Source organism: Pseudoalteromonas sp. A3 (assembly GCF_025942345.1).
GTDB classification, from domain to species: Bacteria; Pseudomonadota; Gammaproteobacteria; order Enterobacterales; family Alteromonadaceae; genus Pseudoalteromonas; species Pseudoalteromonas atlantica.
Map to the genome: position 1 here is coordinate 649,177 of NZ_JAPCKL010000002.1, position 17,122 is coordinate 666,298.

General features: G+C 41.3%; 12 protein-coding genes. 5 read left to right on the forward strand and 7 right to left on the reverse strand.

What is annotated here, in order from left to right; all coding sequences use genetic code 11:
• Positions 1–320 precede the first annotated feature (320 nt).
• Positions 321–2,513, reverse strand: coding sequence for a malate synthase G (locus OIZ54_RS06010; protein ID WP_264389973.1), 2,193 nt, complete (start codon positions 2,511–2,513; stop codon positions 321–323).
• Between the two features lie 236 nt (positions 2,514–2,749).
• Here OIZ54_RS06010 and OIZ54_RS06015 point away from each other — a divergent pair, with 236 nt between their 5' ends.
• Complete coding sequence (locus OIZ54_RS06015) at positions 2,750–4,351, forward strand: isocitrate lyase (RefSeq protein ID WP_264389974.1); 1,602 nt, start codon at positions 2,750–2,752, stop codon at positions 4,349–4,351.
• A 489-nt stretch (positions 4,352–4,840) separates the two neighbouring features.
• Here OIZ54_RS06015 and OIZ54_RS06020 read toward each other — a convergent pair whose 3' ends face one another.
• The 3 genes from OIZ54_RS06020 to OIZ54_RS06030 all read right to left on the reverse strand — a co-directional run bounded on the left by OIZ54_RS06020 (position 4,841) and on the right by OIZ54_RS06030 (position 9,782).
• Complete coding sequence (locus tag OIZ54_RS06020) at positions 4,841–6,877, reverse strand: S9 family peptidase (RefSeq protein ID WP_264389975.1); 2,037 nt, start codon at positions 6,875–6,877, stop codon at positions 4,841–4,843.
• A 357-nt stretch (positions 6,878–7,234) separates the two neighbouring features.
• The gene (locus OIZ54_RS06025) at positions 7,235–7,969 is read right to left on the reverse strand and encodes a 5-oxoprolinase subunit PxpA (protein WP_264389976.1); all 735 of its coding nucleotides are present in this window, start codon (positions 7,967–7,969) and stop codon (positions 7,235–7,237) included.
• Positions 7,970–7,988: 19 nt separating this feature from the next.
• Positions 7,989–9,782 carry a glycoside hydrolase family 3 protein gene (locus OIZ54_RS06030; protein WP_264389977.1) on the reverse strand — a complete coding sequence of 598 codons (1,794 nt, stop codon included), beginning with the start codon at positions 9,780–9,782 and terminating at the stop codon, positions 7,989–7,991.
• A 558-nt stretch (positions 9,783–10,340) separates the two neighbouring features.
• On the opposite strand from OIZ54_RS06030, the gene OIZ54_RS06035 reads away from it, so the two are divergent.
• Complete coding sequence (locus OIZ54_RS06035) at positions 10,341–10,550, forward strand: cold-shock protein (RefSeq protein ID WP_004587186.1); 210 nt, start codon at positions 10,341–10,343, stop codon at positions 10,548–10,550.
• Positions 10,551–10,745: 195 nt separating this feature from the next.
• Positions 10,746–11,426, forward strand: coding sequence for a substrate-binding periplasmic protein (locus tag OIZ54_RS06040; protein WP_084554486.1), 681 nt, complete (start codon positions 10,746–10,748; stop codon positions 11,424–11,426).
• Positions 11,427–11,519: 93 nt separating this feature from the next.
• Here the strand turns inward: OIZ54_RS06040 and OIZ54_RS06045 are convergent, their stop codons facing one another.
• From OIZ54_RS06045 to udk, 3 genes are all read right to left on the reverse strand, one after another.
• Positions 11,520–12,221 carry a substrate-binding periplasmic protein gene (locus OIZ54_RS06045; RefSeq protein WP_055254351.1) on the reverse strand — a complete coding sequence of 234 codons (702 nt, stop codon included), beginning with the start codon at positions 12,219–12,221 and terminating at the stop codon, positions 11,520–11,522.
• Between the two features lie 354 nt (positions 12,222–12,575).
• Complete coding sequence (locus OIZ54_RS06050) at positions 12,576–13,799, reverse strand: NupC/NupG family nucleoside CNT transporter (RefSeq protein WP_004587189.1); 1,224 nt, start codon at positions 13,797–13,799, stop codon at positions 12,576–12,578.
• Positions 13,800–13,816: 17 nt separating this feature from the next.
• Entirely contained in the window at positions 13,817–14,446 is a 630-nt protein-coding gene (gene udk, locus OIZ54_RS06055; protein WP_004587190.1) for a uridine kinase, read from the reverse strand.
• 194 nt (positions 14,447–14,640) lie between these two features.
• On the opposite strand from udk, the gene OIZ54_RS06060 reads away from it, so the two are divergent.
• Together OIZ54_RS06060 and deoD are read left to right on the forward strand one after the other, a co-directional pair.
• Positions 14,641–15,858: a phosphopentomutase gene (locus OIZ54_RS06060; RefSeq protein ID WP_096042662.1), complete on the forward strand. Its 1,218-nt coding sequence runs from the start codon at positions 14,641–14,643 to the stop codon at positions 15,856–15,858.
• Between the two features lie 15 nt (positions 15,859–15,873).
• Positions 15,874–16,575, forward strand: coding sequence for a purine-nucleoside phosphorylase (deoD, locus tag OIZ54_RS06065; protein ID WP_004587192.1), 702 nt, complete (start codon positions 15,874–15,876; stop codon positions 16,573–16,575).
• Positions 16,576–17,122 lie beyond the last annotated feature (547 nt).

Here is a 17,122-nt window from a genome sequence, read left to right on the forward strand (position 1 = left end):
CAGAGCCTATGAAGTGTGGTTATTCCCCATAAATAGGCGATAACGTAGCATAAATACCAAAAATACGCTGCCCTTTTGGGTTCTGCCTAGGGGGGCGATAAACTCTTTGTTGCCTACATGGATGTAGGTAAGGGGCGTGAGCAGGACGCGGAAGCCTTGCTCGGTTTTTACTTAGCCCACTAGGTTACAAACCTCGCGCCGCGACTTGATCGCCCCTAGGTTGAACAAATTTCAATCTGCAAAGATCAACACGCCCTAATAAACAAAAAGCGCGTTTTGTGTAGGCAAAACGCGCTTTTTTGTTGTTAAACTAATGTTAACTATTCAGCTAGGTTATGGTGTTTTGCTTTATATTTTAAGCGGTAACTGTGTAATAGGGGCTCGGTGTAGCCACTTGGCTGCTTAGCACCTTCTAATACAAGTGCTAAAGCGGCTTGATAAGCAATACTATTTTTAAGTGACTCGTCGCTTTGTGCCATTGGCTTGTACGCGCTGTCGTGCTCATTTTGGCCATCAACCACTTTAGCCATTTTAGCCATAATCGACTCTATTTGTTGTTGAGTACACACCCCATGCTGTAGCCAATTTGCCATATGTTGACTTGAAATACGCAAGGTTGCTCTGTCTTCCATTAAGCCTATGTGGTTAATATCAGGCACTTTTGAGCAGCCAATACCTTGGTCTATCCAGCGTACTACGTAGCCTAAAATGCCTTGTGCATTGTTCTCAAGCTCACTTTGAATATCTTCTTTACTGAGCGTTTGCGGCTGAGCCATTAAAGGAGGTGTAAGTAAATCAGTAAGGCTTGCTATATCTCGTTTGGCAATTTCCTTTTGCTCGGTAAATACATCTACATCGTGATAATGCATAGCGTGCAAAGTGGCTGCGGTAGGCGAGGGCACCCACGCGGTATTAGCGCCAGATTGCACATGAGCAAGCTTTTGCTCCATCATAAGTGCCATTTTATCTGGCATAGGCCACATACCTTTACCTATTTGTGCTTTACCGCTTAGGCCGCAGGCAAGGCCTGTATCAACGTTACGGTCTTCGTATGCTTTGATCCACGGCTGAGCTTTAATAGCGGCTTTTGGCAAAGCGACCCCTGCGTGCATAGAGGTATGAATTTCATCGCCCGTGCGGTCTAAAAAGCCAGTATTTATAAACACCGCGCGCGCTTTGGCTGCGTGTATACAGGCTTTTAAATTTACTGAAGTACGGCGCTCTTCATCCATAATCCCCATTTTTAGGGTGTTTTTTGGCAAGCTAAGCGCTTCTTCTACCATGGTAAAAAGCGTATTTGTAAAAGCAACTTCTTCAGGGCCATGCATTTTGGGTTTTACAATATTGATGCTTTGCGCACTGGTGTTTTTAATACCTGTTTTTTTATTTAAATCGTGCAGGGCTGCGGTTGCGCTAAACATCGCATCCATAATGCCTTCAAATACGGGTTGGCCGTAAATGTCGGTAATAGCAGGGTTTGTCATTAAGTGGCCTACATTACGGACAAACATCATGCTGCGGCCTTTAAGCGTAAGGCTACTGCCATCAAGGGCTGTATATTGCCTATCGCTTTGTAAAGTACGCTCTATGGTTTTATCGCCTTTTTTAAACGATTCAACCAAGTTACCTTGCATTAAACCCAGCCAGTTTTTGTAAACTTGTACCTTATCTTCGGCATCTACTGCGGCAACAGAGTCTTCGCAATCCATAATGGTTGTTAGTGCAGCTTCAAGCAAAACATCTTTTAATCCTGCTTTGTCGGCTTGGCCAATAGGGTGGTGATGGTCTATTTGCAGCTCTACATGCAGGCCATTGTTTTTTAATAAAATAGCACTTGGGTTTTGCGCCTCGCCTTGGTAGCCAATAAGTTGCTCAGGGTTTTTTAATTGAGTATGCGAGCTGTCTCTTAGGGTGATAGACAAGGCGCCTTCAACAATTGAGTAGTTAGTGCTTTCTATGTGTGAGCCATTTTTAAGGGGCAGGGCTTTATCTAAAAATTGGCGCGCATACGCCATTACTTTAAAACCACGAACTGGATTATACGTAGTGCCTTTTTCAGCGCCGTCGTCTTCACTTAATACGTCGGTGCCGTACAGCGCATCGTATAACGAACCCCAGCGCGCGTTAGCCGCATTAAGCGCAAAACGTGCGTTGCTAACAGGCACAACAAGCTGAGGGCCTGCGCTGAGTGCTATTTCGGGCTCTACATTTTGCGTTTCAATGGCAAAGTCTGCAGGCTCTGGTACTAGGTAGCCAATGTCTGTTAAAAACGCTTGGTACTGCGCGCTATCCCACGTTTTATTTGTTTTATGGTAGTCATCTATTTGTTGTTGTAGCTGCTCGCGCTTAGCTAAAAGAGCGTTATTTTTCGGGGTAAGCGTTTGTACTATGTTTGCAAAGCTTTGCCAAAATTGCTGCTCAGATAAATGAGTGCCTGGGAGTAGCTGTGTTTTTACAAAGTTGGCCAGCTGTGTATCTACGCTTAGCCCTGAGTGTGTGAGAGTGTGTGCCATATTTACCTTCCTTAAACGGTCGCGGTGTTGTTGTGTGCGTTAAAGCAACAATAACGCAAAAAAGGCTCAGTGCGTGCTTTTTAGCCATTCACAAAAAATATAGCGGTAATAACAACTATAAATTTACTAAATCTAAAAAATAAGCCTAATGTTGAATTAAGCGATACGGAGCACACACTCCTAGCCACTCTCACAATAATTTAAATAATTTATAGACCCGTTCGAAGGATTTTATTATGACAACATACACACGTGAAACCGATACTCTAGCAACACTTTGCCAATCTCAAGGTAGCGCATGGAAAGCCATTAACCCTGAATATGCAAGCCGCATGCGTTTACAAAACCGCTTTCGTACAGGGATTGAAATTGCACAATACACCGCAGATGTAATGCGTGAAGATATGGCCGCTTACGATAAAGACACCAGCCAATACACACAGTCTTTAGGTTGTTGGCATGGTTTTACTGCGCAACAAATGATGATGGCAATAAAGCGTCATCAAAAAACAACTAAGCGCAGTTATGTTTACTTAAGTGGTTGGATGGTTGCTGCACTTCGCTCTGCATTTGGCCCGTTACCGGATCAAAGCATGCACGAAAAAACCTCAGTGCCTGCGCTTATTGAAGAAATTTATACGTTTTTAAAACAAGCCGATGCCCGTGAACTAGACCACTTATTTAATGATCTAGACGAAGCGAAAGCCAATGGCGGCGATGTGCAAGCGGTGCTTGATAAAATTGATAATTTTGAGACACATGTAGTGCCTATTATTGCCGATATTGATGCTGGTTTTGGTAACGAAGAAGCAACCTACTTACTTGCTAAAAAGATGATTGAAGCAGGTGCGTGTGCCATTCAAATAGAAAACCAAGTGTCTGACGCTAAACAATGTGGTCACCAAGCAGGCAAAGTAACTGTACCGCACGAAGATTTTTTAGCAAAAATTAACGCTGTACGTTACGCATTTCTAGAACTCGGTATTGATAACGGTATTATTGTTGCGCGTACCGACTCATTAGGTGCAAGCCTTACGCAAAAAGTGCCTGTGTCACAAACGCCAGGTGACTTAGCTAGCCAGTACAACGCGTTTTTAGAAACCACACCTATTAACGGTGTAGATGATTTAAAAGAAGGCGATACGGCAATGAAAATTAATGGCCAATTATGTAAGCCAACGCGTTTAGAAAACGGTTTATACCAGTTCCGCGAAGGCACTGAAAAAGACCGCGTGGTACTAGATTGTGTAACAAGCTTACAATCGGGCGCTGATTTATTGTGGATTGAAACCGAAAAACCACATGTTAAGCAAATTGCAGAGCTAGTTAACCGCGTTAAAGAGCAAGTACCTGATGCTAAGCTTGTTTATAACAATTCACCGTCATTCAACTGGACGCTCAAATTCCGTGAGCAAGTGTACCAAGAGTGGCAAGAAGCGGGTCGCGACTTGAGCGCTTACCCAAGCCTTGGCGATAATAAAGGCCTAATGGCGCCAGAAATGGACGATACAGAGCTTGCTGCTGAAGCGGATGTATTAGTGCAAAACTTCCAGCGCGATGGTGCACGTGAAGCGGGTATTTTCCATCACTTAATTACACTGCCTACATACCATACGGCTGCACTAAGCACCGATATTTTATCAGAAGGTTACTTTGGTGATATGGGCATGCTTGCTTATGTACGTGATGTACAACGTCAAGAAATTCGCCGCGAACAAGCCTCAGTTAAGCACCAAGATTTAGCTGGGTCTAATATTGGCGATACGCACAAAGAGTACTTCTCTGGTGAAAACGCACTTAAAGCCGGTGGTGAAGATAACACCATGAATCAGTTTTAACTTTTCTAGATAGTGTTACTCAAGGGCCGTAAGGCCCTTTTTTATTGTATTAATATAAATCAGACTCGGCTGAATTTAGTCTGGATCACAATTTAACTAGGTAGATATTAAGTACAGCTATATGGCTGCTTTTTTACTGTAAAGCCGCTTTAAAGTGCAAAATCCCCCTATTAAAAGGCTGTTTTTAGCTGTTTTACTAAGTATAAGTAAAATAATAAACCGAAATTTTACTAACCTGGTGCCTTTATAAAACAATTTTTTACTAACTGAGTGCTTATAAACAGTGGCTCAAACCGATTTTTTACCAACTCAAGCAATTAAAATTGCAATAAACCGAAATTTTACTAACTGAAAAATGCCATAAGTCCGATATGGATAAGCTCAAAACTGTAAAGGGGGTTTACAGTTTGGCATTAATTAACCTAAGCGTGGGTAATTACAAAAAAATAGCCACTTAGGTGTGGCTATTTTTAAACCTAAACACGGAGCTTATTTTTTGTTTGAGTGTTTATCAAACCACCATTGAATGTAAGCCACCTTAGTCATTAAATTAGAAGGGCGCGCCGTAATACCGTGTGATGCATTAGGAATACGCACCATGGCGGTATCAACACCTTGCAACTTAAGGGCTTGATAAAACTGCTCGGTTTCAGAAATAGGGGTACGGTAGTCTGCCTCCCCTGTTAAAAGCATAGTGGGCGTTGTTACGTTACCTACATAGCTAATAGGTGAGCGTTTCATATAGTGCTCAATATGATCCCAAGGTTTACCTGGGAACCAGTAATCGGCAAAAAATGGATAAAAGTCGGCAGTTAGTACAAAGCTGATCCAATTAATAACGGGTTTAGCCACCACTGCAGCAGCAAACCTGTCGGTGTGCCCTACAATCCATGCGGTTAATACACCACCGCCAGAACCACCTGTTACAAATAGTTTAGACTCATCAATAAAGCCTTTCGCTATTAGTGCATCAACGCCGGTCATTAAATCATCAAAATCGTTACTTGGGTAATTATGATGAATTGTTTGGGCAAACGTTTTACCGTATGAGTCACTGCCTCGTGGATTCATGTATAAAACCACGTTCCCTTTGGCTGCAAACAATTGCACCTCGGTACTAAAGTGAGGGCCATAATTGGCCACAGGGCCGCCATGAATTTCTAAAACAAGTGGGTATTTTTTTGATTTATCAAACCCAGGAGGGTATGCAATCCAACCTTGAATTGGCAGCTGGTCGTGGCTCGATTTAAGCCAAATTTCTTCTACGTTGGCAAGTTCTTTATCGCCTAACGCATCGGCATTGAGTGTAGTGAGGCGACGAGCTTTGCCTCGTTTTATAGTGGCTATATCTGCAGGGCGCTGAGTATCGGCAAGTGTAAAAGCAATATCGCCATCTTCGCTTACATCAAAATCGCCGCCCGAATAAGGACGACCAAACGCAACGCTACCTATTTGCTCGGTGAGCACTTTACGCTTACCACTGCGTGGTTGGTAGGCAAGGGCGGTTTGGCCTTCGTCTGCGTAGCTAAAGTAAACCCCTTTTGAATTGGCACTCCATTTAATTTGCCCCACACTTCTATCAAAATTAGGGGTTAGGCTTTTTGTATCGCCCGTTTTTAAATCACGAATATAAAGCTGCGTGTTTTCGTAATTGGTGCGTTTGTCATCATACCCTGTAAAGGCTAGGTAGCGCCCATCGGGAGATACTTTAGGTTGTTGGTCAGGGCCGTTTCTATTGGTAATGGCAGCAATTTTTAAGGTGCTTAAATTAAGCTGGTAAATTTCACTATTAGTGGGCTTTAGGTGATTTTGCTCATGCCGATTGGCTGAAAAATAAAGGCTATTGCCGTTTTTACTAAAGCTTACTTCGCCGGCGTTATTAAACTCATCGTGTGTGAGCTGCTTTGCATTGCCGCCATTTGCATCTATTGCAAATAATTGACTAAATCCTTTTTGGCTATAACCGCCTCCGTCGGCGCGGTAGTATACATCGTCTATAAATTTAGCAGGTTCTGCCCATGTAGCACCTTTAGGCTTGCCAGGTAAGTTAACAGGTGGTGCACTGCTACTTGGTACAAACATACTAAAAATAAGCTGCTGAGAGTCTGGATGCCAGGTAATTGCGCGTGGGCTGCTGGTTAGGTTACTAATTTTTGCTACAGCACCTGTTTTAAGCCACTTCATATAAATTTGGCTGCTGCCATCGCGGTTAGATATAAACGCAAGGCGTTGCCCATCTGGCGATAGTACCGGGGAGTGATCCATATGCACGCCCGAGGTAAGCGGTTGCAGTTGTTTAGTTTTATAATCAACTGACCAAATATTACTGACTTTACGGTCCGTTTTTATATCCATACGGTTACGTACAAAGTACACCGTTTTACCATCGTCTGTTATATCAATTTGATTGGCGTATTCAAGATTAAACACATCTTGTAGCTGTAATATGTTGTCCTTTGCAAAAGCTAACTGGCAACTACCAAGTAATAAACTACTACTTAAACTAAGTGTTAAAAGCGTCTTCATTTGTATTCCCTGCTGTGGTTTTTGTATATGTAGTTATATGTCAGTAGGAAAGGGATGAAAAGCGCGATGCGGTGAAACTATAATTTAATACCCGTTTAAGTAAAGCATGGTTACTTTATAGTAATAAATAGCGGGCTTACTGCGTTAAATTTTTATATGCAGCGCCAAGTATTTCAGCGCTTTGTTACTTATGCTTTGTTACTGTGCTGTGTTGTTGCGCTCTTTTAAAGCGATATTAGGTTGTACATGATTGGACTAAATGGAGGTTAAAGCTGTAAAGCCCCTTTACAGCTAAGTAGTTTTTAAAGCAAACATGCGTTTTATAGCTTGAGGCTTAATAACGAGTTAAAAGCAAGGTTAGGTTGCTGATGCACACAGTGATTTAATTTCTTTAATAAGAGCTATACCGGCTGCGTTATCGCCATGCACGCACAAACTGTTGGCATATAAGTTTAGGGTGTTCCCTGAGCGAGTGGTTACACAGCCTTCGGTTAATAGCTGTTTTACTTGTGCTAAAAGTGCTGGCTTGTCGTGAACGCTGCCATCAAGGTGGCGAGATACTAAATGCCCTTCGTCTGTATATTGCCTATCAGCAAAGGCTTCTAAAATAAGATCTACACCTAAACTATTGGCGGCAAAGGTGTGTTTTGCAGAATCTTTTGTGGCTAGTAGCATAAGCTTTAGTGGTGCAGGGTAGTGCGCTATGGCAGTAATAACTGTTTGTAAAATATGATCGTTTTTCATCATGTCGTTATATAAAGCACCATGTGGCTTCACATAGCTAAGTGTTAAGCCTTGTACTTTAGCCATGCCATCAAGGGCGGCAATTTGGTAATGTAAGCAATTGGTCAGTTCTTGCGCGCTAAGCGCCATAGAGCGCCTGCCAAAGCCTTGTTGGTCGGGGTAACTTGGGTGCGCACCTATTTGTACATTGTGCTGTTTTGCTAAATACAACGTGTCGGCTATTACATCTGGGTCTCCACCATGAAAACCACACGCAATATTTGCCATATCAATATGAGGCATTACCTCATCATCTAATCCCATTTTCCATGCGCCAAAGCTTTCGCCTAAATCGCAATTCAGTTTCATTTTTTATCCCTTGTTATTATTATTTTATGGTAACTGGCAGTACGCCATGAGCGTGTGCATTGCCTAACAATACCTTAGCAAGCGCTGTAAACGCAGGCCCTGCAACAGCATTGTTTTTATCTGTATCTATATTATACGCATAAGAAGCAAGAACTGCATTAGCTCTGCTGCCAAACTGCGCTATGTCGTAGGGGGCACGTAAACTTATAAATATTGTTTTTTTATTCACTGATGCAGCTATATCCAGTAATGATGACAGCGCTTTAGGTTGCTCAGCGGTATTGAGTGCAAAGCGAGGGTCGTCTTTTAAATCATCCATTCCGCCAATCTCTACAGCGCTTTGATTAGGCGTAGCGTTGCCTGCAATAACAACATCTGCATTTTTAATTAAGCTATGCGCCTTTACAGGGTCAAACCCTTGTAAACTACTGCAACTATATTTAAGCGCCGCAGTACTTATAGCGCTAAGCGCTTGCTGCATGGCCATGCATTTTCGGGTATCGGGCATAATAATATGGATGTGTTGCCCTTTTCTTAAATTAAGAGGCAATGCATTATTATTTTTAACCTCGGTAATAGCATTTACGGCAAGCTCAGCTTCTATTTTGCGATGTGCTTGAGAGCCAATAATATCTTTTGCTTTAGCCAAAGTGCTTAATGGGTCTAGCTGTGTGGTTAATTTAAATTTATTTTTTAAAGCGGTTATACGTGCAGCCGATTGAGCCACTTCGTCTTTACTGAGTTGTTTATTATTAACAGATGCGACTAATTCATCCATAAGTTTGTCGAGTGCGTTTAAATCAGTCGGTGTTCTGATCTCTATTGGCATAAGCGCTAGGTCAACGCCTGCTGCAAAGGTATTGATTACCGCTTGGGTTGGGGTGAAAAAATGACTAATGCCGGCCATATCTAAAGCGTCGGTTACCACCACACCTTGATAATTTAACTCCCCTCTTAAAATGTCAGTAATTATAGTACGCGACATAGTGGCGGGTTTTATCATGCTTTTGCCATCAACACTTACAAACGTACTGTTATCGAGTTGTGGGTATTGAATATGCGCCGTCATAATCATACCTGGGTTTTGCGTGGCAATTATGTGTTTAAAGGGAGCTAAGTCTTGTTGGTATATGTCTTCTTTGGAGTGATTTACTTGTGGTAACCCTGTGTGGCTGTCTACGTTGGTATCGCCGTGCCCTGGGAAGTGCTTTAACGATGTAATAACGCCGTTGCTCTCAAATCCTGCCACTTGTGCTGCGCCTAGCTTACTGACAAGCGCTGGGTTTTCACCAAACGAGCGCACATTAATTACCGGGTTATCTGGGTTCATGTTTACATCTATCGTAGGGGCATAGTTAACATTAATACCTAACGAATTTAGCTCTTTAGCTATAACAGTGGCAGTTTGGGTTGCGTATTGAGTGCCATACTTTTTATAGGTTGCACCAATAGACATATTACCAGTAAATGAAGTGGCAACATCGCGAGGTAAACGCGCTACTCGGCCGCCTTCCTGGTCTATCGAAATAAATAACGGCAGCTTTGAACTTGATTTACTCGCCGCAGCTTGTAATTGGCTATTAAGGGTAATGGTTTGCTCAATAGATTGGGTGTTTTCAGAAAATAAAATTACACCACCAATATTATGCTTTGCAATGGCCGCTGCTAGTTCATCAGGTAGGGTAGTAACCGGTGTTCTGCATTGTTTGCTTGACCCTTGCTGACAAAAATAGCGTAAATCGAGAATTAGTTTTTGCCCCAATTGTTGTTCAAGAGACAGTGTAGGCTTTGCAAAAGAAGATTGTAATGGCATTAAACACCCAGATAAAAAAACAACAGACGAAATAAAGCATTTATTTAGCAAAACACACTCCAACGCTAAATAGATAAGTGGCAGTAGCTTATCTATTTTTGTGTACAACTGCAAAGTGCAGCTGTTTGTATACACAGGGTAAATTGTAAGGCGTGTATCATGGCTGAATACGTTTTATCTAAATGGTGAGTAGGTGTTAAATTAGCTGTACTCACTGCCACCGCTTTTAAAAACTAAAGATTAAATAGTTCATTGTTTTAATTGGCCAGTTAACTATTAAAGCCGCGCAGGGGTTAAGCTATAGGCTAGCCACGGGAGTTATTAAAGGCTAAGCACAAACACTATTTATTGCCTGCATTACTATAAAGGCTTGACATAAATAGTTAACTCTATATAGTAGGCCGCAGCTAGAAAGAAAGCATGTAATTTATAAATCTCCATTTCGTTGTTGTATAAGTAATACTTGTAGTACCGTCCTGAAGTTTTTAAGTACCATCTCATTTTTTGCTACACCCGCTCTTATGAGCATATTTTTTATTTTTATATCAGGATATTACAATGTCTAACATCGTATCAGGTACAGTTAAGTGGTTCAACGAGTCTAAAGGTTTTGGTTTCATCGAGCAAGAAAACGGTCCAGACGTTTTCGCACATTTCTCAGCAATCAAAAGCGAAGGTTTCAAAACTTTAGCTGAAGGCCAACGTGTAGAGTTCACTCTTTCACAAGGTCAAAAAGGTCCTCAAGCGGATAACATCACTCCGTTATAATTTTTACTTTTAAAGTAAAAATAAAAAAAGCGCTTAAGGCGCTTTTTTTGTGTCTAAAATTTGACTGTAAAATAGCGCCATCTATCATTTAATAATATAAATTAATGTAGTGGTGCGGTTATTCTAAAACTCTTTCCTTTTATTGCTTGTTTCTTCTTTAGCACATTTACTTATGCAAACCATTTTAAGTTAGTTATTTATACAGATCAGTTTGCACCTTATAATTTTATAAACGAGCACGGCCAACTTGTTGGCGCTAACTACGATATAGTCAACGCACTGTGTATTAAAGCAGAAGTAGAGTGCGACTTTAAAGTCATGCCTTGGAAGCGTGCCGCAATGCTTGTGCATAAAAAGCCTTATTCAGCCATTTTTTCAATGGCGCAACATACTAACCGAATTCCTTTATTTAATTGGCTTGGTCCGTTAACTACTGCACGAACTTATTTTTATAAGTTAAAAAGCCGTCCTGATGTCACTGTAAATACCCTTAACGACACCACTCTTTATTCGTTAGGCATGGTAAGGGGAGATATATATCAATCATTGGTCAAAAAAATAGGGTTTGTAAATGGGCAAAACTTAATGACGTTTGGTGAGGAGCAACAATATATTCAGCTTTTTATAAACAATAAAATAGATCTTATTTTAGGCTCGGAGCACGTTATTTATAACCAATTAAAGCCTTATAACGTGAGCTTACTTGATGTAGAGCAACTCACTGAGCTACCTGTAAGTAACGACCTTAAAGATAATTATTTAGCGTTTAATAAAGCGGTGCCGAAGGACATAGTAGAGCGCTTTCAACGCGCCTTTAAAGTGCTAAAACAAGAGCGCAGTCTCGATTCGTTCATAGCGCCATATAGCAATAATTAATCACTAAGCCCCTATTTTAGACTTCATTACTTCACTAATTAACGTAACTAAGCGTTAAAACTGCGCTTAAACAAGCAAGGTTTAGCTTAGGTGCTAGGGTAGCCCTTGGGTATTTTTAAGTGTGTAAAAGGCTTTTTGTAGCGCGTTTATATAGCGCATATCGGTGTTTTTATTTGCTGCCAAATAGGCATCTACCTTGAGTTCTTCTACATTATATATGGCTTTAAATTCAGCGTCAGGGGTGGGCAAATACTGACTTATTTGATGTATTAGTTCGGGGTCATCAACAATTAAGTCTACTTTTTTGGCAACCAATAACGCATACGATTTTTGTATATCGGTGGTTAGCACAACCTCAAACCCCAAGTTGGTTAATATATCTGTAGAAAAGTCGTTGCGTTGCATCGCTATTTTGTATTTTTTTGCTTCCTCAGTATTGTTAATAATTATGTCGTCACGCTCTTTAAGCGCAACAAAAGCAAGTTCAAAATGCGAGACTGGGCCTATCCAATGAAAGTTGTTTTCTCGCCCTTTGGTGCGCGCTATGGTGTAAATGAAGGTGTTTTGAATAGTACTGGCAAGTCTAAATGCTCGCGCCCATGGATACATTTGTATGTCGGGCGTTAGGTTCGCCTTTGCAAAAATAGCCCTTATAAACTCAGTGCCTTTGCCTGTCACTTTTCCATCAACGAGTATTTGATCGGGCGGCGAGAGTTCCGTGACAACTAAAAGAGGGTCAGAGCTTGCGTAGCTATTAAAAAAAACAAACAACAATACTAATAAAAGTTTACGCATTTATATAAATCGACTTATCAACAGCGGCTATTTTATGAGTGTGCTTAAAGGTAGAACATCAATAAAACAGTAGGTTACATTAGGATAAACCTAAGTGTGGCCTAAAATTTATAATTTACCACTTTTCAATAATACAAATTTATCGCAAAAATATAAAAAGCCATGCGCGTATATGTACTTAAAGGTAAGAAAGAGAAAGTTGTTTTTAACAGGAAGAATATATTTATAAGGGCCCTAAAACGATAAAAGGGCCTTGCGGCCCTTGGTGAAGTATCGTTCAAGTCAGATAGTGCTTTAACCCCTTAAAGTACTATCTTCTTGTTTTGCAACACCGGTGTTCATCTCATTAAGTTTCTAAGCTAGCGAGAGGAAAAACCCAGCAATTGCTGCGCTCATAAGGTTAGCCATAGATCCTGCTAACACTGCTCTGAGCCCTAAGCGTGCGATATCCTTTCGCCGACTAGGCGCCATACCGCCTAATCCACCTAGTAAAATAGCTATCGACGATAGATTAGCAAACCCACATAACGCAAATGTTACAATTGCTTGAGTGTGCGCACTTAACGTATCGCGATAATTTATAAAGTCTAAGTAAGCAACAAATTCATTTACTACTAACTTTTGACCAATAAAACTACCTGCTATGATTGCCTCATCCCATGGTACGCCAAGTAACCATGCAACAGGAGCAAATACATAACCTAAAATTTCTTGTAGCGTTAAAGTAGGGTAATCAAACCACCCACCAATACCGCCTAGTAAACCGTTTAATAACGCTATTAATGCTACGAAAGCTAATAGCATTGCGCCCACATTTAGCGCTAAATGCATGCCGTTAGCTGCGCCTGATGCTGCTGCATCAATAACATTAACTGGCTTGTCTTCATCGGTGTCTAAATCAGCAAGCGTATCTTTAGGTGTTTCGGTCTCTGGCACAATCATTTTGGCCATTAAAAACCCACCTGGTGCAGCCATAAAGCTAGCGGCAATTAAATACTTAAGCTCTACACCAATAATTACGTAACCTGCCATTACAGAGCCTGCTACCGTGGCTAAACCACCTACCATTACTGCAAACAACTCAGACTTAGTCATGGTTGCTATAAACGGCTTAACTATTAAGGGTGCTTCAGTTTGGCCTACAAATATATTAGCCGTTGCTGAGAGCGATTCTGTGCGCGAGGTTTTCAATAGTTTTTGTAAACCGCCGCCCAAAATTTTAATTATCCAATCCATAATGCCAATGTGGTAAAGCACAGCAACAAGTGCTGAGAAAAACACAATGACCGGTAAAACTTGAATAGCAAAAATAAAACCGAGTGTATCTTGCGAAGCAAGTGGGCCAAATAAAAACCCAATCCCGTCGTTTGCAAAGCTAATTACCGAAGAGACGGCACTAGACATACTTGCTAACACATTTTTACCTGCTTCAAAAAACAGTACAAACCCACCAATAACTACTTGCATAGCAAAGGCTATCGCTACGGTGCGTAAGTTTATTGCTTTACGATTAGTCGAAGCCGCAAAAGCAATACTTAGTAGTACAAACATGCCTACTAAGCTCATAAATGTTGTCATACAGATGTTTCCCGTTATTATTCTTGTAGTAAATACTTAATTTTACTTTTAATAATATCAATCGCAACGCGGTTCATTCCGCCTCGAGTCACAACCAAATCAGCGTTATGCTTTGAAGGCTCAATAAATTGATAAAACATCGGTCTAACAGTTGCTTGATATTGCTCAACAACAGATTGTAATGTTCTGCCTCTTTTTTCCATGTCTCGTTGCATACGACGCATTAAGCAAATATCAAGGGGTGTATCTATAAATACCTTAATATCAAATTCTTTATTAAGTGCTTTATCACTTAATAATAAAATACCTTCTACTATTAAAATTTTAGCTGCAGCAACGCGACGAGTTTCATCGCTTCGTGTGTGTTGTGCATAATCATAAGTAGGTACTTCGACAGAGTTACCACTACGAAGTTGAGTTAAATGTTCAAGCATTAACTCATGTTCAAATGCATCAGGATGGTCGTAGTTAGTTTGCGTACGGTGTTCCATAGGCAAATGCGACTGATCCTTGTAATAAGCATCTTCTTCAATAATGGCGATAGCGCCTGGTTCAAGCTCATTAACCAACTCATTGTAAATAGTTTGGCTAAAAAGAGATTTGCCCGACGCTGATGCGCCAGCAATAGCTATAATAGTTCGTGTCACTAAAGTTCTCACCCACACAGAAAGGAAAAGTTGTTTGGTTGATCACAATAGCAAAAAAGACACGAATAATCTCTTTTGCTTTGCTTAAGAACGCAAATTTATAATGTTTAGCTTTTATGAAACAGGACTTATGTCCTGTACGGAAAATTCGATCAGCGGATAAAGTAACCACCTAGAAGCAAAGTGAGGTCAACATGGCAAGAGCAATCATCTTAATGGCAGACAGCCTAGGTATAGGCGCAGCACCCGATGCAGACAAATTTGGTGATGTTGGAGCAAATACACTCGCCCACTTATTAAAAGCATACCACGACGAAACGGGTAAAGCGTTATCGTTACCTAATTTATCTAAATTAGGTTTAATCGATGCCTGTGAGGCAGCGGGCGGTGAAACGTGTTTAGTTTCTGAGCGTCAAGCATCGCAAGGTGCATGGGGTTATGCAAAAGAGCTTTCAAGCGGTAAAGATACGCCATCAGGGCACTGGGAAATGGCCGGCGTACCTGTGTTATTTGATTGGGGCTACTTCCCTAAAACACAGCCAAGTTTTCCACAAGAATTTGTAGACGAATTTATAGCCGCTACCGGTATACCTGGCATTTTAGGCAACTGCCATGCATCAGGCACTACCATATTAGAGCAGCTAGGCGAAGAGCATGTAAAATCAGGCAAACCAATTTGTTACACCTCTGCAGATAGCGTGTTTCAAATTGCCGCACACGAAGAGTCTTTTGGCCTTGAGCGCCTTTACGAAGTGTGTGAAATTGCCCGCGAATTACTTGATAAACTAAATATAGGCCGTGTTATTGCTAGGCCATTTTTAGGCACAAGCAACGCAGATTTTGCCCGTACTGGTAATCGTCGCGACTATTCAGTATTGCCGCCAGCACCGACCCTATTAGATGTACTATCTAAACACGGCGGTGAAGTAATAAGCATTGGTAAAATTGCAGATATATATGCACACCAAGGCATTACCCAAAAACACAAAGCCCCAGGGCTGATGAATTTGCTTGAAAAAAGCAGCGAAGTATTAGCAAGTGCGCCAGATAACAGCTTAATTTTTACCAATTTAGTTGATTTTGACGAAAAGTTTGGCCACCGTCGCAACCCAGTTGGTTATGCAAAAGCGTTAAAAGAATTTGACGATTACTTACCAACTATACTAAACCAATTAAATGCAGATGACGTGTTAATGATCACTGCAGATCACGGCTGTGACCCAACCTTTCCAGGTTCAGAGCACACCCGCGAATATGTACCAGTTATAGCTTATCAACCGGGCATGCAAAATACCCCGCTTGGCGAGCGCAATAGCTTTGCAGATATAGGCCAAACCCTTGCACAGTGGTTTAACTTACCTGCACTTGAATACGGTGACGGCTTTTTAAATAAGCTAAACGCGCCTAAATAAAAAGGAAAACAATTAATGAGTACTCCGCATATTAGTGCAAACGTTGGTGACTTCGCTGAAACAGTATTAATGCCGGGCGATCCGCTTCGTGCACAATACATTGCTGAAAACTTTTTAGATGATGCAGTACAAGTAACAGGCGTACGTAACATGTACGGCTTTACAGGCACATATAAAGGTAAACCTGTAAGTATTATGGGTTCGGGCATGGGCATACCATCTATGTCTATTTATGCGCGTGAGTTAATTGTAAGCTTTGGCGTAAAAAATATTATTCGTATCGGTACCTGTGGTGGTATTGGTACAGATATTAAAATTCGCGACGTAATTTTTGCACAAGGCGCAAGCACCGACTCAAACGTAAACCGTGCACGCGTTCGTGGTTACGATTTTTCAGCAATTGCTAACTTTGATCTACTTTTAAACGGTGTTAACGCCGCTAAAGACCTAGGCATTAAAGCAAAAGTAGGTAACGTATTTACTACCGATACCTTCTACCAAGCTGACGACACATTCTACAAAGACCTAGATAAACTAGGTGTACTAGCTGTAGATATGGAAACAGCAGGTTTATATGGTGTAGCGGCAGAGTATGGTGCTAACGCAATGGCACTATTTACCGTAAGTGACCACGTGATCACCGGTGAAGCAACACCTGCGGATGAGCGCCAAAGCACATTTAACGAAATGGTTAAAATTGCTTTAGAGTCTATTTAATAAACGCAATTTTATTAAATTAGCAAACAGTTCCTTGGTAACGTATTCACTAAGTTTTGGAGACACGCCCAAAGTGAAGTGAGACTAAACCCCCAAAGCCGCATTTTATGCGGCTTTTTTTATGCCTATAAAAGCGCTACTTTTAAAGCGCCAGCAAGCTGCACGTCTGCACAGCACGAGCTAACCGCGTAGCTGGAGTTCACCTCGCGTTTGGTATTAATTTCTTCGTGGTATAAAGCCGCTGCTACTCATTAACTCCACCATAAAGTACACAGAGGCGCTTTGCGCTACATATAGAAAACACGGGTTTGGTTCATCACTTCTCATTATCTTCTCGGTGTTCTCAGTGGTGACATAATCACTTTTAAACAAAAGCAATGCACGTCTACAGGAGGTAGCTCCGACGTTAACTTGACTTGTAGACGTCGAGGCAAGCTCACTGAACTCGATGTGATAAATGATTAGCTATCATTTATCACATCGAAGTCAGTGAGCTTGCCTTTGCGCCTAGTATTTAATACTGCTCCGTAGATAAAGCCCTGACTTT

What these genes read in the sequence shown, in the direction of transcription:
- OIZ54_RS06035 (WP_004587186.1), top strand. Translation starts at nt 10,341, where the DNA reads ATGTCTAACATCGTATCAGGTACAGTTAAGTGGTTCAACGAGTCTAAA.
- OIZ54_RS06030 (WP_264389977.1), bottom strand. Translation starts at nt 9,782, where the DNA reads ATGCCATTACAATCTTCTTTTGCAAAGCCTACACTGTCTCTTGAACAA.
- OIZ54_RS06045 (WP_055254351.1), bottom strand. Translation starts at nt 12,221, where the DNA reads ATGCGTAAACTTTTATTAGTATTGTTGTTTGTTTTTTTTAATAGCTAC.
- OIZ54_RS06010 (WP_264389973.1), bottom strand. Translation starts at nt 2,513, where the DNA reads ATGGCACACACTCTCACACACTCAGGGCTAAGCGTAGATACACAGCTG.
- OIZ54_RS06025 (WP_264389976.1), bottom strand. Translation starts at nt 7,969, where the DNA reads ATGAAACTGAATTGCGATTTAGGCGAAAGCTTTGGCGCATGGAAAATG.
- OIZ54_RS06050 (WP_004587189.1), bottom strand. Translation starts at nt 13,799, where the DNA reads ATGACAACATTTATGAGCTTAGTAGGCATGTTTGTACTACTAAGTATT.
- OIZ54_RS06020 (WP_264389975.1), bottom strand. Translation starts at nt 6,877, where the DNA reads ATGAAGACGCTTTTAACACTTAGTTTAAGTAGTAGTTTATTACTTGGT.
- OIZ54_RS06060 (WP_096042662.1), top strand. Translation starts at nt 14,641, where the DNA reads ATGGCAAGAGCAATCATCTTAATGGCAGACAGCCTAGGTATAGGCGCA.
- OIZ54_RS06015 (WP_264389974.1), top strand. Translation starts at nt 2,750, where the DNA reads ATGACAACATACACACGTGAAACCGATACTCTAGCAACACTTTGCCAA.
- deoD (WP_004587192.1), top strand. Translation starts at nt 15,874, where the DNA reads ATGAGTACTCCGCATATTAGTGCAAACGTTGGTGACTTCGCTGAAACA.